The organism is Aureimonas altamirensis (genome assembly GCF_023702225.1).
Classification (GTDB): domain Bacteria; phylum Pseudomonadota; class Alphaproteobacteria; order Rhizobiales; family Rhizobiaceae; genus Aureimonas; species Aureimonas altamirensis_B.
In genome coordinates this window covers 76955-91622 of the sequence record NZ_JAMQCO010000009.1, presented here as the reverse complement: position 1 = coordinate 91622, position 14668 = coordinate 76955, and the positions used below count along the sequence as shown (strand labels likewise).

The 14668-nt window shown below is 68.0% G+C and carries 17 protein-coding genes; 5 read left to right on the top strand and 12 right to left on the bottom strand.

The window, feature by feature from the left end; genetic code table 11:
• Nucleotides 1-13 precede the first annotated feature (13 nt).
• From NDN16_RS15605 to NDN16_RS15565, 9 genes are all read right to left on the bottom strand, one after another.
• Complete coding sequence (locus NDN16_RS15605) at nt 14-406, bottom strand: hypothetical protein (protein ID WP_251114393.1); 393 nt, start codon at nt 404-406, stop codon at nt 14-16.
• Nucleotides 403-813 carry a hypothetical protein gene (locus tag NDN16_RS15600; protein ID WP_251114392.1) on the bottom strand — a complete coding sequence of 137 codons (411 nt, stop codon included), beginning with the start codon at nt 811-813 and terminating at the stop codon, nt 403-405. Before NDN16_RS15600 ends, NDN16_RS15605 begins: the two co-directional genes overlap by 4 nt.
• A gap of 191 nt (nt 814-1004) precedes the next feature.
• The gene (locus NDN16_RS15595; protein ID WP_251114391.1) at nt 1005-1979 is read right to left on the bottom strand and encodes a phage major capsid protein; all 975 of its coding nucleotides are present in this window, start codon (nt 1977-1979) and stop codon (nt 1005-1007) included.
• A gap of 15 nt (nt 1980-1994) precedes the next feature.
• Nucleotides 1995-2696, bottom strand: a complete 702-nt coding sequence (locus NDN16_RS15590) for a hypothetical protein (RefSeq protein ID WP_251114390.1) — start codon at nt 2694-2696, stop codon at nt 1995-1997.
• Nucleotides 2683-2877, bottom strand: a complete 195-nt coding sequence (locus NDN16_RS15585) for a hypothetical protein (protein ID WP_251114389.1) — start codon at nt 2875-2877, stop codon at nt 2683-2685. Before NDN16_RS15585 ends, NDN16_RS15590 begins: the two co-directional genes overlap by 14 nt.
• On the bottom strand, nt 2874-4760 hold the full coding sequence (locus NDN16_RS15580; RefSeq protein ID WP_251114388.1) for a hypothetical protein: 1887 nt from the start codon (nt 4758-4760) through the stop codon (nt 2874-2876). The genes NDN16_RS15585 and NDN16_RS15580 overlap by 4 nt, the downstream gene beginning before the upstream one ends.
• Entirely contained in the window at nt 4757-6286 is a 1530-nt protein-coding gene (gene terL / locus NDN16_RS15575; protein ID WP_251114387.1) for a phage terminase large subunit, read from the bottom strand. The genes NDN16_RS15580 and terL overlap by 4 nt, the downstream gene beginning before the upstream one ends.
• On the bottom strand, nt 6222-6548 hold the full coding sequence (locus NDN16_RS15570; protein WP_251114386.1) for a hypothetical protein: 327 nt from the start codon (nt 6546-6548) through the stop codon (nt 6222-6224). The genes terL and NDN16_RS15570 overlap by 65 nt, the downstream gene beginning before the upstream one ends.
• 157 nt (nt 6549-6705) lie before the next feature.
• Nucleotides 6706-7194: a YcgN family cysteine cluster protein gene (locus NDN16_RS15565; RefSeq protein ID WP_251114385.1), complete on the bottom strand. Its 489-nt coding sequence runs from the start codon at nt 7192-7194 to the stop codon at nt 6706-6708.
• Nucleotides 7195-7318: 124 nt separating this feature from the next.
• Here NDN16_RS15565 and NDN16_RS15560 point away from each other — a divergent pair, with 124 nt between their 5' ends.
• From NDN16_RS15560 to NDN16_RS15545, 4 genes are all read left to right on the top strand, one after another.
• Nucleotides 7319-9469 (top strand): transglycosylase domain-containing protein, encoded by a 2151-nt coding sequence (locus tag NDN16_RS15560; RefSeq protein ID WP_251114384.1) that lies wholly within the window; start codon nt 7319-7321, stop codon nt 9467-9469.
• A 5-nt stretch (nt 9470-9474) separates the two neighbouring features.
• Complete coding sequence (locus tag NDN16_RS15555; protein ID WP_251114541.1) at nt 9475-10077, top strand: DUF1214 domain-containing protein; 603 nt, start codon at nt 9475-9477, stop codon at nt 10075-10077.
• Complete coding sequence (locus NDN16_RS15550; protein WP_251114383.1) at nt 10070-10618, top strand: DUF1254 domain-containing protein; 549 nt, start codon at nt 10070-10072, stop codon at nt 10616-10618. The genes NDN16_RS15555 and NDN16_RS15550 overlap by 8 nt, the downstream gene beginning before the upstream one ends.
• 80 nt (nt 10619-10698) lie before the next feature.
• Entirely contained in the window at nt 10699-11484 is a 786-nt protein-coding gene (locus NDN16_RS15545; RefSeq protein ID WP_251114382.1) for a hypothetical protein, read from the top strand.
• Here the strand turns inward: NDN16_RS15545 and NDN16_RS15540 are convergent.
• Genes NDN16_RS15540 through NDN16_RS15530 form a run of 3 tightly spaced genes read right to left on the bottom strand, consistent with a single transcriptional unit; the run spans nt 11462 to nt 13927 of the window.
• Nucleotides 11462-11797, bottom strand: a complete 336-nt coding sequence (locus NDN16_RS15540; protein ID WP_251114381.1) for a DUF1491 family protein — start codon at nt 11795-11797, stop codon at nt 11462-11464. The genes NDN16_RS15545 and NDN16_RS15540 overlap by 23 nt on opposite strands.
• Nucleotides 11797-12621: a peptidoglycan-binding domain-containing protein gene (locus NDN16_RS15535; protein ID WP_251114380.1), complete on the bottom strand. Its 825-nt coding sequence runs from the start codon at nt 12619-12621 to the stop codon at nt 11797-11799. The genes NDN16_RS15540 and NDN16_RS15535 overlap by 1 nt, the downstream gene beginning before the upstream one ends.
• The gene (locus tag NDN16_RS15530) at nt 12554-13927 is read right to left on the bottom strand and encodes a sensor histidine kinase (RefSeq protein ID WP_251114379.1); all 1374 of its coding nucleotides are present in this window, start codon (nt 13925-13927) and stop codon (nt 12554-12556) included. The genes NDN16_RS15535 and NDN16_RS15530 overlap by 68 nt, the downstream gene beginning before the upstream one ends.
• Nucleotides 13928-14271: 344 nt before the next feature.
• Here NDN16_RS15530 and NDN16_RS15525 point away from each other — a divergent pair, with 344 nt between their 5' ends.
• Nucleotides 14272-14652, top strand: coding sequence for a DUF5330 domain-containing protein (locus NDN16_RS15525; protein ID WP_251114378.1), 381 nt, complete (start codon nt 14272-14274; stop codon nt 14650-14652).
• Nucleotides 14653-14668 lie beyond the last annotated feature (16 nt).

Genomic DNA, 14668 nt, shown 5'->3' with positions numbered 1-14668 from the left:
AGCGGCCGCCGCATCACAGATCCACCCTGTCGCGCGTGGCGCGCATATGCTCGCTCGCGACGCGGGAAAGGGCCTCTTCGCACTGGCGGAAAGCCTCGGCGTAGTCGAGGCCGTTCGCCTCCTGCCAGCGCCATTTGACGGCCGCGCGAATGACGGGCGTATCGAACAGGATGTCGTCCGTATCCAGAGTGGCCACATTCGTCGGCGGAGCGGCAAGCGGCTTGATCCATTTTCCGTCGACGAGCCGCCGCGTGTAGGGATAGCGCCGGACGAGCTCGTCGGCCGCCGGAGCAAGCACCGCAAGCATCTGCTGGACGACCGGGTCGGCATTGCCGACGACCGAGGCCGGAGCCGGCAGTTGCAGGCCGGGCATGATGGAGCGGATGAGAAGGCCGAGCTGCATCATCCACGCTCCGCGACGATGCGCCGGCTGCCGGTGCGCGCCGGACGCTGCGGCGCGGCCTGCGCCAGCCCCGCGCGAAGCTCCGCATTCTCGGCCGCCAGCGCGGCGATCTCCGTGCGCAGCTTCTGCACCTCGGCAGCCCGCTGCGGCCCTTCTTCCCGCAGCGTCTGCAGGAATGCTTCCGCGCGCTCCTTTGCGTCGCGGTACTCGACGGGCGCCGAGCCGAGGTCGGCGGCGGCCAGCCGCTCCACGGTGCGTATGCCGCGCTCTGCAAGGCCGAGCCGCACCGCCTCGTCAACGGCGGGCCAGGCGCAAAGCGGGAAACCCTCGTCGGCCGTGCTGCGCGCCTGTGTGTAGGCCGCGTATTGCGAAGGATAGGCGGCGATGTCGGCGGGCCGCGCCCGCCGCACGATGCGCGTGGCGATATCGCGGTAGCATTCGAAAATAGGTTTCGAGCCGATAGGTGGCGAGCCCGTCCGGCCCCAGGCCGGACGGCTCTGCCTTGTCGAAGAAGCGGATCATGGGAAAGCCCCTCGGGCACATGGCGCAGGCGCCGCCGCGCCTCATTGCGCGGCGGCGGGAAATCGCGTCCTGCCGGGATTTAGAGCCCGGTTACGATCAGCCGTCCGTGGCGGTTGCGCTTGTAGCAGGTGAGCGCGCCCATGAAGCCGATATGCTTGGTAACGGCATCCATGTCCGGGGTGGATTCCGGAAGGTCGAGTTCGTCGAAGCCCCTGCCCTCGTAATATTCTAGGTTCAGAAAGTCCGTGTTCAGGAAGAAGCCGTTGTCGTCGGGATGGGCCGAGCCGGCGCTTTCGGTGATGACGGTCGCCGACCGGTACTTCAGCGTATCGAAACCCAGCGCAGCCGCGTTGGCGTCTGCGTAGCGCTGGTTTTCCTGCAGACCGCTTTCGTACAGCCCATAGACATCGTCCGACAGGGTGACGATGTCGGTCTTCTCGGTACCGACGCAGCATTGGCGGTACAGGGCACTCATGCCGAGGCGCAATCGCCTGTAGCGTTCCCGGTCATCGGCGGCGCCCGCCATGGCGACCGTGACGGCCTTGTTGCGCCACCATGGCTTTGCGCCTGCGTCGATGCCGCCAACGGTGCCCACGGCCGGCGTATCCGACACGATAGCATCCAGGCCCACGAAGGATTTGGCGACCGACCCGTCGCCATAGAGGGCCCGGGTGATGCCCGATTTCAGCGTGTTTTCGGCGTTCTGCGTCTTGGCGCGCAAAAGCTTGACGATCTGCGAGCGGCCGGCATTCTTGGCCATCTCCTCACCCGACAGGGTTATCGAGGCCGCCGCCATGCCCGGCGTATAGACGGCTTCGCCGATCGTCTCCTTCTGCGTGCGGCCGAGGCTGTCGACGCCGTCATACCACCTGAAGTCCTCTTCGTCGAAGACGACCGGGCCGCGAATGTCGGACCCGCCGTCCAGGGGGGTGATGCGCCCCTTCTGCTGGAGGGTGGCCAGCACGAGGTTGGACCCCGTGACGTTGTCGTAGAGTTGCCGGCGATAATTGGCGATCGTCGTGGCAAGCAACTGGCGAAGCTGGGCTGCGTTCATCGGTGTCCTCGTTTCTCAAGCATTGACCTGCCGGAGCGCGATGGCGATCGCGTCATCCAGGTTCCTGACGTCCGGCGTACGGGCAAAGCCGCCCCCGCCGGGACGAATGTTCTGGCGGGCCGCCAGGGCGGCATCCGATGCCGCGCGGCGGGCCTTTTGTGTTCCGTCCGCATGCAGCTTCGCCTGGCGGTCCGCCAGTTCCGCCTCGATCAGGGTTTCGCGAACCTCGGGGTTCATCCACACGGCGTGGCGATAGGCCTCTGCCAGGTCGAGCGAGGGGTCGGCGCGGATCAGCGATGCCATCTCCCCCGATACCGCCTCGTAATGCGGGTGGCGGGGTGCGCCGGCCTCGTCGGCCGCATCCCGGAACGCCTCGATACGGCGCATGACGGCGGCGCGTGCATCCGCTTCGTCGCCGCCCGCCGATGCGGCTTCCCGCAGCACGGAGCCGATATCCACCCCATGCCCTGCAGCATGGCGCGCAACCAGCCTGAGGTAGCCGGCAGGGTCGGAAGCGGCATAGCGCTCCATCTCGATCAGATGGCCGATCCCGCCCACCTCGTCGAAGCCCGACTCCTTCATGCGGGCCATGAGATCTTCGGTGATGAGGGCGCGCAGCCGGGCGCCGAGGTCTTCCACCTCGGGCGGCGGCGCGGCGTCCTGCGGCAGCGGGGCATCTTCCGGTTTCAGGTCCGTATCCACGTTAACATCCCTCATGCGTGGAGCCTTCGGCCGGCCGGATGCCCTTCAGCTCCCGGGAATCGACACAGCCATGGCGTTGCAGATCCGCGCGGCGTTCGGCGCGGGTCGAAACCACTCGCCCGGAAATGGGCGAGCGATAGGGTTCGATGTCCCGGATCAGGCCGGGACATGGAAAGTCGGACCGACAGTCGGTCATGGGCGTTTTCCTTTGCGGGCGGTTGCGGAAGCGATGGCGCGGGCCGTATCGAGCGCCAGCCTGCGGCGCTCGATGTCCATGTCCTGCCGGCCCTCCTCCATCGCCAACGCATGGCGCTCGCGCTCCATGGCCAGCGCCTCTCGGCGGGCCTGCAGCCGCAGCGCCGCCTCCTCGTCCACCGGCGGCTGGGCCGGAGCGGGCGGGGCCGCGGCTGCGGCTGTTTCGGAAACCTGGTCGAGAAGGCCCATCAGGTCGCGCGCGCCCTTGAACGGGCGCAGCACGAGCTTAAGCACCTCGCCGACAAGGCGCGGCGGCGCCATCCCCGACTGCACCAGCGGGCCGAAGGTCTGCAGGATCCCGGCCGCGGCCTGCACCAGGCGGGCGGCCGATTCCTGTTCGGCGACCTCGTCGGCAGCGATGGTGGAATCGCTTTCGATATCCACCCTGCAAAGCAGCAGCGCGTCGTTGCGCAGGAAGGCTTCCGCCTCCGCGTCCACGGTGCGGCCCGTCATCACCGCGAGCGTCTCGGCGGAAAAGCAGGTGGCGACGATTTCGGCGGCGATCCGCAACGTGTCGCGGATGCAGGCGTTCAACGCCCGCCGCCTGTCGTCGATGCGCAGCGTGCCGAAATTACCCTTGATGCGCTGGGCGGTCGCCGTTTCGCTGGCGACGGAGGCCCCACGCAGCACGTCGGAAATTCCGGTGACCTCGTAGAGCGCCTGTTTGGACTGTTCCCGCGCGCCGTACAGGGCCATCGCCGTCTGGGCCAGCATGTCCAGGGGAATCAGCCAGACATTGCTGGCCAGCGCCTCCATCTCCACCGCGGCGACGGGAATCATCTTGCCGTCCTCGCCCTCCAGTGCGTCGGCCAACTCCTCGATCGAGCCGTTGAACAGGCCGCGCACGCGCATGCGCTGCATGATGGCGTCGATACGCTCGGTCAGCCGGGCGATCTCCGCCGCCAGGTCGCGGTAGATCTCGTATTCGGGCACCGGCACCATCGTGTTGCCGGTGGTGACCGCCGTCAGCGGCTCGGCACAGGGGAAGAAGCCCTTCAGCCCGAGGCGGTCGCCATCCCGGCGCAGGAAGACGGCCCCGTCCGGGCCCATCGCGACGAAGGAAACGGTGCGCGTCTCGCGGTCCCAGCATTCCCAGACGAGGGCGCGCTTCTCCACCGCTTCGGCGCCGCGCTTCTCGTCTTCCCGCTCGGCCGGCCTGTGCACGAAGGCGCCCCTGCACCAGGCCTCGTCGGCAAGCAGCCGCGAGGCGGTCTCCCCGTCCCCGAAACCCGCCTCGATGGCGGTCCGCGTCAGGTAGTGGCGGAAGGCGCACCAGCCGACATCCTTCCAGCGTCGCACCGGCTCGCAGACGAAATCCTCCCAGAATACGTGGTCGAACTCGACGCTTTCCCACACCTTGCGCGGTTCGGTGACGGGCCGCCCCTGCGCATCGGCGACAGGCAGCCCACGGGCATCCGACAGGGGAATGTCCCGCACCACCGGCGCCCAGCGCACGCGCATCACACCGCGCCCCGGCAGGAGCAGATCCTGCACCAGGCGGCGCACCTCGGAATCGAGGTCGCCGGCATCCACGGCCACGTTCAGCGCCGCCTGCAGGATATCGGCGGCGCGGTCCGCCACGCCATCGGCGGCGATCGCCCGGCGGCGCACATCGGCCCTGGGAGGCTGCTGGTACATCACCGGGGCAAGGATCGCCGTATTGGCATAGAGCATGTTGAAGCGGCCGCGGCCGGCAGCGCCGTCGGCGGTCCGCTCGGCGCGGAAGATTTCGACCACCTCGCGGCCCTTCTCGCGCCAGTCGCGCTCGGCCCGCAGGGCCGCCTCGAGGCGCGTTTCCCATTCCTTGGCATCGGCTTCTGTCACAGTCGTGTTCCTGATCGTGGGCGCGAGAACGCGTTTTTGGCCATGAAGGGGTCGGCGGTGGGCAGGCCCGGCCCGTTTGCCGTGCCCCGCATCCTGTCCAGCATCTGCGTCGTCTTGGTCAGCGCATCGACCTGGTCGTCATGCCGGCCGTTGGGAAACACCGTCAGTTCGGCCACGAGGTCGGCCAGCCAGGGAGCGCCGCGCCGCAGCATGACGCGGCCCGAGGCCATCCTTCCCTGGAGCGAGCGCGCCCGCGCCACCTTGTCGGTGGTGGACGCCTCCTGGCGGCGGTGGAAGAAGACCCGCCGCTCGGCCATGCGCCGGCGCAGGAACGGGCCGATCGACTTGTTGATCTGGCCCGCCTCCTCCGCCCAGGCCAGCGGATCGTGCGCTTCGACCAGATCGAGCAGCGGTTCGATCCACTTGTCGGGTTCGCCCTTTCCGCGCCACAGGTCGTGGACGTAGAGCGTGCCCTCCGCGTCCATCGCCACCACCACATGCACCGTATAGTCGCCGGCGTCGGACACCGCGTAGTCGGACCCGCCATAGAAGCGGCATCCCGCCGGCAAAGTGTCGTAAAGCGCCAGCCATTCGCGGCGGAAGATGTCCCCCTCGTCGGGCGAAGGCCGCTGCTGGAACAGGCTGGCCCAGCTTCTGGGATTGCGTTCGAACGGCGCCCAGTGGCTACGCGGAAACCATTCCGGCCACAGATACTCGCCGGGCCGGCGGCCCAGCGGGTCGTCTTCCCGCTCGGCCCGGGCCGGCAGGCACAGGACACGCCATGTCTGGCCGTCCCGGCAGGCGATGTCGCCGGACTGCCCGTCATACCCTTCCGGCAGGATGCAGCCGGCCAGATCCTCTTCATGCCAGCGGGTCTGCACCAGGATCACCGACCCGCCGGGCAGGAGCCGTGTCATCAGGTCGTCTTGATAGGCATCCAGCGTCTTGCGCCGGATCACCGGGCTCTCGGCATCCTGCCGCCCCTTGACGGGATCGTCGATCAGCACGAGATCCGCCCGGTTGCCGGTAATGCCCGAGAGTATGCCCCCGGCCATGTACTCCGAGCCGTTGGTCAGCGACCATTCGTCCGCCGCCGCGCTTTCGGCGGAAAGCCGCGTGCGGAACAGCCGTTCGAAGGCGGGTTGCCGGACGATGGAGCGGCAGCGGCGCCCCAGCTTGCGGGCAAGCTCCGTCGCGTAGCACGCCCCGATGACGCGGAAGCCCGGCTTGCGCCCCATCGCGAAGGGCGGCGTCAGCACGCTGGCATAGGTGCTTTTGGCGCTGCCCGGCGGCATGAACACCATCAGCCGGCCATTCGCGGTGTCGAGGCAGGTGTCGATGGCGTCCATCAGCAGGCGGTGGTGGGCGGCGATGCCCGTTTCCACCGCCTCGTAGGCGTCTTCGACCGTCTCGTCGGGCCGTCCCGGTATGGCGACCACGCCCGAAAAGCCCGTCAGGCTTTCACGGCCCCTCCGGCGGCGCAGCAGTTCGCGCGCCGCCTGCGCTGGCGATACTGAGAAGCTCATCGTCGCTCAGGTCTTTCGGGTTCGTGGGGCCATCGGGCGCGGCGGCGTCGCCGCCGGCGCCCGGCTTGCCGTAGGCGCGGTCCAGGATGGCGTTGGCCGCGGAGATGCGTGCAGCCTCGCTGCCCCCCTCCACGGCGATTTCCACAAGGGCGTCCAGCGCGGCCTCCGCATGGCCGCGCGCCAGTTCGGCAAGGCGCGCCCCTTCGGCCGCGCCACGCCTGCGCGCGCCGCCGGTGGCGGCGCTTCGTGCTTGTCGGACCACAGATGCTCCAACGGATGGATTCGGGGATCGGGAAACGAAAAAAGGCCGCAACCGACGCCGGCGCAGCCCCTTCAAAAACCAGTCAGTCGATACAGAAATTCGACCGTACGAATCTTCTAGCCGATCACCGTAACGGTGTCAACTGTCTTTTTCAGGATCAATGATTTTCGTTCATAGGATTCTGTCCGGGCCAGGCCGCGAGATGATCCTCGAACTCTTCCGGCGCCAGCCCTTCCTCGCTGATGGCGCGGCCACGCACCGATATGCCGGCCTGGTGCACGGTCGTCGGGTCGCCCGATACGAGGTGGTGCCACCAATACAGATCCCGCCCCTCGGCGACGAGGCGGTAGGCGCATGTCGGCGGCAGCCACCCGATCTCGCGCACGGTCTGCGGCGTCAGCGGCAAACAGTCCGGCACGGTGGTCAGCCGGTCCTCGTAATCGGAGCAGCGGCAGCTTTCGCAGTCCAGCAGGCGGCAGGCGACATTGGTCCACGCGATCTCGCCCGTGTCCCAATCCTCCAGCTTGTTGAGGCAGCAGCGGCCGCAGCCATCGCACAGCGACTCCCACTCGCGCGCGGAAAATTCCTCCAGCGCGCGCTCGCGCCAGAACGGCCTGTTGCCGAAATCACGCAGCGTGGAATTCAATGGCGAATCTTGCGTCGGCGGCTTGCTGTTTACCGTCAATTTGCTCACCTAGGGTTATGAAGGGCGTACGAAGCCGGGCAGCGGAAGCCATTCCGCATGCCCCGTATGCGTGGTGGTGATAAGCGTGCGGAAACAGTTCCCACCCAACCGGCAGAAGCGGCGCGGCCCAACGCCGCTTATCGAAGTCGATGCCTGGCTGGATAGCAGCTTGTGGCGGCTTTTTCACGGCTTTTCGGCCGCATGGGAAAGTCTGACCATCTTTTCCCGGAAGTTTCGTGCGCGCGGCTTCAACCGCGCCATGGTCGAGCTGTCCTGCGAGGGGCTTACGCTCGGCCTCGCCGGCCTCATGGTGCTGCTGGCGCTGGCCCAGCCCGCCATGCGCCTGACGGCCGACGGGCTTCCGGCGGAGGGCTCCTATTCGGTCGCCTTCCTCGACCGTCATGGCAACGAGATCGGCCGGCGCGGCGAATTGCGCGCCGACGCCGTGCCCATCGAAGAGATGCCGGACCATTTCCTGAAGGCTGTCCTGGCCACGGAGGACCGCCGCTTCTTCGAGCATTGGGGCATCGACTTCGTCGGCCTCGGACGCGCCATGAGCGAGAATGCGCGGGCCGGCGGCGTGGTGCAGGGCGGCTCCACGCTGACGCAGCAGCTCGCCAAGAACCTGTTTCTGACCAACGAGCGCTCCATCGACCGCAAGATCAACGAGGCGTTCATCGCGCTGTGGCTGGAGACGCATTACTCCAAGCGCGAGATCCTCTCGATGTATCTCGACCGCGCCTATATGGGCGGCGGCACCTTCGGCGCGGCGGCGGCGGCCGAGTTCTATTTCGGCAAGGACGTGCGCAACGTGAACCTGGCCGAGGCCGCCATGCTGGCAGGTCTGTTCAAGGCGCCGGCCGCCTACGCGCCGCACATCAACCTGCCCGCGGCGCGCGCCCGGGCCAACGTCGTGCTCGGCGCCATGGTGGACAGCGGCTTCATGACCGAGGGCCAGGTCGTGGCTGCCCGCCGCCGGCCGGCCACCGCCGTCGACCGCTCCACCGTCGCATCGCCCGACTATTTCCTGGACTTCGCCTTCGACGAGGTGCGCCGCCTGACCGCCGGCAGCAAGCTGCGCAACCTGACCGCGCGCACGACCATCGACATGGGGCTGCAGCGGCTGGCCGACGAATCGATCGACTATCATCTGCGCCAGTTCGGCAAGACCTACGGCGTGGAGCAGAGCGCCATGGTGGTGCTGGACCATGAAGGCGGCGTACGGGCGCTGGTCGGCGGGCGCGATTACGGCGTATCGCAGTTCAACCGCGCCACCCGTGCGCTCCGCCAGCCGGGCTCCTCCTTCAAGCCTTACATCTATGCCGCCGCCATGGAGGACGGGATGACGCCGAAGGATACCGTCGTGGACGGGCCGGTCCGGGTCGGCAACTGGTCGCCCCAGAACTACGGCAACTCCTTCTCCGGACGCATGTCCGTGGAAACGGCGCTGGCCCGCTCGATCAACACGGTGGCGGTGAAGCTCAGCCAGAAGGTCGGCTCCGGGAACGTCGCCAGGCTCGCCGCGCGCATGGGCGTGGAAACGCCCCTTCGCGGCGACAAGACCATCGCGCTCGGCACCAACGAGGTGACGGTGATGGACCAGGCGACCGGCTATGCGGTATTCCCAGCCGGCGGCATGCAGGCCAACCGCCACGCCGTGCTGGACATGATGGATGGGGAAGGCAATGTCGTGTGGAGCGCCGCTCGGGACCTGCCCGCACCGCAGCGCGTGCTTTCGGCAGATGCGGCGCGGTCGATGAACGAGATGCTGGTACAGATACCCGAGCGCGGAACCGCGCGCCGCGCCGCGCTGTCCATGACGCGGGCCGCCGGCAAGACGGGCACGACGCAAGGCTACCGCGATGCCTGGTTTGTCGGCTATACCGGCAATTTCACGGCGGCCGTCTGGTACGGGAACGACAGCTTCAAGCCGACCAACAAGCTCACCGGCGGCTCATTGCCGGCCATGACGTGGCAACGCTTCATGGAAGCTGCGCACACGGGGATCGACCTCTACCCCATACCCGACATCGAAAACCCCCTGCCCGACCCCGGCAGCACGCCGGTCGCGGCACGCGGCGACGACGCGCCGCTGATCTCGCGGCCGCCCAGCATCAACGCCGATACGCAACGCCTCCTGTCCAATCTGTCGCGCATGATGCGCGACGCGCCGCCCACGGGCACAAACCGCGTCGCCGCGAGAGGCGAAGACGCAACCGCCGCGGAAGCCCGTTGAGCGCAATGCCAGGGCTGCGCCTCGTCCTGCTGATGCTGGTCGCGATCGGCGTCGCCTTCGGCGGCGGCGCCTGGTCGGCGCAGGCCCTTCTGGCACGCTTCGAGGGCCAGGGGGTCATCGCCATCGGCCCATGGCGCGCCGACAGGATGACCGGCTCCCCGGCAGCCGACCCTTATTCGAGGGCGCGGTCGGCAAGGGACGGCAACCTCACCCTCGGACTGGGCGAGGGACTGTCCTTCCGCGCCGCGACCGATTCCGGCGGCCGCCCTCTTCGTGCCGACTGCATCTACCGCGTCGAAGGGCCAATACCGCTGGCGCGCCTCTACACGCTGACGGCCTACCGCCCGGACGGCCGGCTCGCTATGCCCCGGCACTCGGATCGCCCGGGCGTTCTCGTATCCTCGCGGCTGATGCGCGACGATGCCAATGCAGCACCCATCGTGGCGAGCGCGCTGGCGCAGCCCGGCAACTGGCTGGCGCTGCCCGGCGATGGCGGCCCGGTGGTTCTGGCGCTATCGCTGTACGATACGCCGGCCAGCAGCTCGGCCGGCACCGACAGGCTGGCCCTGCCCACAATAGACAGAGCGGATTGCGCCGGCCGTGGGTAAGCTCATCCTCGCTCTTCTGGTGGGGCTCGTCGGAGCCGCCGTCGTCCATATCGGCGTGATACTGGCCATGCCCAGGCTTGCCGAAGACAGCGCATGGAGCCGCCTGTCGGCAAGCAGCGCGCTGTTCGAAACCGAAGTCCTGGCCGGGGGCTCCGGCCCGTTCACCTTCGTCGACCCGGCCTTCGACCTGGCCACATGCCGCTTCTCCAGCGCGAACGGGCCGATACACCTGACGGCGGACCCATCCTCTGCGTTCTGGACGGCATCCGTGTTCAATCCATCCGGCGACAACATCTACAGCATCAACCAGCGCGCAGCGCTCGACGATACGCTGGATATCATGCTGGGCACGCAGGAGCAGTTCGACCAGTTGCGCCTGGCCGGGACGTTCGACGAGAACGCCTCGATCTTCGTGCCCTTCGACGCGGCAGAGGGCTATGTCGTGTTGCGCGGCGTGGTCGAGGCGCCCAGCCTTGCGGCGGCAGCGGCACGCTTCGTCGGCACGCTGCGGTGCCGGACCGAACCGCTCCCGCCGTCCTGACGGTCTGCTATGGTTAATGATCGGTTAAGGTTTCCGGTCTAATTTGGGCAAACCCTCACAGGAACGATACGCCACGCACCATGATCGACGCTGCACCCGCCCTGTTCCGTACACTGGAAAAGCCGCAAGGTGCGCAATCCATCGATACGGTGGCGCTGGCCGCGATATCCGCCTTCTCCGCCATCGAGAGGCCCAGCCGACGTCAGGCGGAAGATTTCACGCGCCTCGTCCTGTCCAGTTGGCCCCGCCTGTCTGATCCGGCCAGGCGCCAGGTCGCGGGCGCCCTTTCGGGCATGGACAACAGCCCCGTCAGCATCGAAGCGCTGGCGGCAGAACTTCCGGCCCGGCCGCAGGCCGCGTCCGCGCCGTTGCTCGGTCTCGTTCGTCGCACGCAGCTGCGGCTTGCCGATACCGGCGCACAAGCTTGCCCGACGGCGTCGCCCGCCGTCCAGGCTGTCGCCGAAGCCGCTCTGAAGGGCCAATCGGACAAGGCGTTCGACCGTCTGTCCGAAGCCTATGGGTTGTCGCAGGGACGACGCCCGGACTTTACCGGCGACTCCGATGGGCACATGATCGCCATGGCGTTGAAGGGCCTCAAGGCGAGCCCCGGCGATGCGCTGGCGATCCTGATGATGTTGCGACCGGAATTTTCCGGCAACGTCCAGGCGCTGGACGCCTTCGCGGCGGCCTACCGCAAACTCGATTCGGACGAATGCCGTCAGAAGCTCAAGGCGGAGTACAGGCAGCCTGAAGAGAAGGCCTTCGGCCGCCTGCGCGAGCCTTCGGCCGATGCCCCTGCCCGCAGCCACTTCGGCAAGCGGCGGCAGCGGCCCGACACTCCGGTCAGCCAGCCTCGGCAAGCGTGAGGTAGCGGGCGACGTCATCCGTCTCCAGCTCGACGACCCAGAAATCGGGGTCGAAACGCGCCTCCCGCTCGAAGCGCCGGGCCAATGCTTCCGCATCCTTTTGTGGCTCGGCCATGAACCTGCGCTCGCCGTCCTCGTCGGCCAGGGCCTGGACCGCCGGCGCGTACAGTTGCACGCTGCCGTCCCGGTGCCGCACCACCACGAAGATCGCTCCCGCCGCTTCCGCACCGCGGCGCTCCACGGCGGCGAAACCGCCATCGGCAAAGACCCGCCGGGTCAACTGCGCGACGAACAGGTCTGCGGTGATGCGCATCAGTTCACCGCGCCGACTTCCGTCAGCTTCTTGAGCACGTCCCCATCCGGCTCGCCCGTAACGTCCATGCCATGCAGGGCCTGGAACGTTCGGATGGCCGAACGCGTCTGCTCTCCGGCAATGCCGTCCGCCCGCAATTCCGCGACATTGGCGCGCGTCAGCGCGGACTGGATCTGGCGCACGAGCTCGCGGTCGTTGCCAGACGCCGCATTCAACTCGGCGACGCGCTCTTCAAGGCTGCGGTCGTCGCCCCCGGGCGTCGGGTTGACCTGCCCATACTGGCGCACCTGCGTCAGCAGCAGCGGCGTTATCATGCCATCCACCTGCAGACCCTGGCTTTCCTGAAACCGGCGCACCGCAAGGTCTGTCGCCTGGCCCGGCCTGCCGTCGATCTCGCTCTTGTAGAAGCCGTGCAACTGCAGCACCTGCTGCACCTCGCGCACCAGCGGCACCGACATGATGCGAGGGTCGTTGACGGGGCGCCACTCCTCGACGGCGGCCACGACCTTCTCCTGCGGGATCGCGCCGGTGATGTCGGCCGGCTCGGACGAAACATGCACTCCGCCGCGTGTCGCCAGGATGGGGCTGACGATCCCCGCTTCCTGCCGGAAGGCGTTTGCGCCGACGACGGAGCCGAGCGTCAGGAAGGCCGCCGTGCCGAGATACAGAAGCGGCCGCCGGGAGACGAGGCGATACAGACCGACGGCGCCGGCCGAAGCCAGCGTCGCGATCAGGCGCGTCGCGCCGCCGATGCGGTCAGGCTGAGCGGCGGTTCGGCGCTTGCGGGATGTTTGGGGCGAGGTCCGGGGCTTTTTTGCGGGCATCTGTCAGGCTTACGATATTTTCCGTTGGGGTTGTCGATCGGGCGGCGATCCGCGCTTGGCAGTCGGCCGGGATGAAGCAGTCTACCACGGTGCCTATACCGGCGCGGCTGCATGTCTGCAGCCTCCCGAAATGCATGTCGCACAGGCTTTGCGCCATCAGCAGCGCGCAGTTGAGCGCCGGCTCCGCGTCGCAGCCGGAAAGGCCGTCGCCGCCATCGGTGACGGTCAGGCGCAAGCCGCTTTCGTCGGTGGCGACGCGGATATCGATCTCGCCGCGCGGCGTGGCGGCTACGGCATTGGCGAACACGATGCCGAGTAGAAGCCGAAGCGCCTCCGCATCGGCGACGCACGGGCCCTTCTCGGCCGTGGTGACGGCAAGCCGCAAGCCTTTGCGCGCAGCTTCTCCGCGGGCGGTCCGCAGCGCCGACTCCACAATCGGCGCAATCGGCTGGCTCGTCGGATCCACCCGGCATGCCCCGCCATCCACGCGGGACAGGTAGCAGAGGGTGCTGGCCAGAAGTTCGACCGGCAGATTGCCTGCCCCGCGGCCCGCGACCGCAAGCTCCTGCCCGACCGCCGTCAACAGGCTCGTCTTGCTGGCGCTGGCGCGGACGGCGCTGTGCAGCGCCGCCTCGGCCGATTCCTCGTCTGCCGGACGGATCGCTCCATTCGGTTCGCCGACCGCCAGCACCGCTCCTGCGGCGTCGGGCGCATCCATCGCCACCAGCTTGAGGCGCATACCGCTCGCGCCGATACCGTCGGCCGCGCGAAGCCTGAGGTCCACGCGGGCGTCTCCCTTCCGCAGGGAGGCCAGGGCCGACAGAACCGCGACACGATCGCGAAGGTGGACGAGGTCCGCAAAGCCGGAGCCCGCCGCCGGCCCGCGCACGGATTGCAGGATACGGCCATGCCGATCGAGAATCAGAATCAGCGAAATCGCTTCGTCGGCAAGGAGAGCCTGGGCGAAGGCCGGCAGCTCCGCCGAGTTCGGGCGCGCTCCGGCTTCCGACAGGCGATAGGACACCGTCACCACCGCGCCCGCCATGCAGGCGATGGAGGCCAGCAGCAGCTCGCGGCTGACGGCGCCGGTGGCCGCGCCCGTCCAGACGGCCAGCGCCGCACACCCCATGCCGACCGCCAGGAAAACCAGCAGCACGCGCAGGCGCGCCACCCGCGCACGTCCCTCGAATTGCGTCGGCAGAAGCCCGTCCAGACCATCGCGCAGCCAGCCGCAAAGGCGGGCGCCACGCCGGTCGGCGCGCCCTTCCTTCTGTTCGGCGGTGTTCGCGGAGGTCTCGTTCGTCATCGAATACTTGTATCGCAGCCTCTGTCCAATCGGGTGGATCGTGCCCGCCAACCCTTTAATGAAGCCATAAGTCGCCCTCCCCGGAGGGGCGCCAAGGGGCCGGAACGGCGCCTTTCACGATGGTTTCGGAACGGCTTTGCTCAACATGGTTAATCGCCGGCATACGGAATTAACGTATATAATTTCAACAACTTGCATGTATCACCGATCCCATTCTGGACAAGCGGGAGCGGCGCGCCAACCGGATTTCAAGGAAGCGGAAACCCTGATGCGATACAGGAGGGCAACCGAAACGCCAGGGATGGGCCCGCCGTTTGATCCGCTTCGTCATCAGGATGGCATTCTTGCTGGGGCTGATCGCCTTCTTCCTGCCGGGCGCCAACCGCGACGCAGACGAGGAAGACATCAACTACTTTCTTGCCTTTTCCGGTTTCCAGCAGGCCATCGCAGATCTTGGCGGCTTCTGCGAGCGGGCGCCGGCGGCCTGCGGCGCGGGCTCGCAGATTGCCGGTTTCGTGCTGAACCGCATCGGCGACGGGCTCGAATACGGCTATGCGCTGGTGCGCGGCCAGCAGGCGACGACGGCCCCGGCGATGCAACCGGCCGCAGCGGCCGTTCCGGCGGAGACAATCGTCGGCCCGGTCCTGCCGGAAGCGCGGGTCGAGGCCGCCGGCAATCCGGCGCCCAGGCCCGTACCACATCCCCAGCCCCGGCCGGCAGGGTGAAGGCCGGGGTTTAATC

Bases quoted from the DNA above. Each gene is read 5' to 3' on its own strand.
- NDN16_RS15605 (WP_251114393.1), bottom strand. From the start codon at position 406: ATGATGCAGCTCGGCCTTCTCATCCGCTCCATCATGCCCGGCCTGCAA.
- NDN16_RS15595 (WP_251114391.1), bottom strand. From the start codon at position 1,979: ATGAACGCAGCCCAGCTTCGCCAGTTGCTTGCCACGACGATCGCCAAT.
- NDN16_RS15590 (WP_251114390.1), bottom strand. From the start codon at position 2,696: ATGAGGGATGTTAACGTGGATACGGACCTGAAACCGGAAGATGCCCCG.
- NDN16_RS15585 (WP_251114389.1), bottom strand. From the start codon at position 2,877: ATGACCGACTGTCGGTCCGACTTTCCATGTCCCGGCCTGATCCGGGAC.
- terL (WP_251114387.1), bottom strand. From the start codon at position 6,286: ATGAGCTTCTCAGTATCGCCAGCGCAGGCGGCGCGCGAACTGCTGCGC.
- NDN16_RS15555 (WP_251114541.1), top strand. From the start codon at position 9,475: ATGCCAGGGCTGCGCCTCGTCCTGCTGATGCTGGTCGCGATCGGCGTC.
- NDN16_RS15545 (WP_251114382.1), top strand. From the start codon at position 10,699: ATGATCGACGCTGCACCCGCCCTGTTCCGTACACTGGAAAAGCCGCAA.
- NDN16_RS15540 (WP_251114381.1), bottom strand. From the start codon at position 11,797: ATGCGCATCACCGCAGACCTGTTCGTCGCGCAGTTGACCCGGCGGGTC.
- NDN16_RS15535 (WP_251114380.1), bottom strand. From the start codon at position 12,621: ATGCCCGCAAAAAAGCCCCGGACCTCGCCCCAAACATCCCGCAAGCGC.
- NDN16_RS15530 (WP_251114379.1), bottom strand. From the start codon at position 13,927: ATGACGAACGAGACCTCCGCGAACACCGCCGAACAGAAGGAAGGGCGC.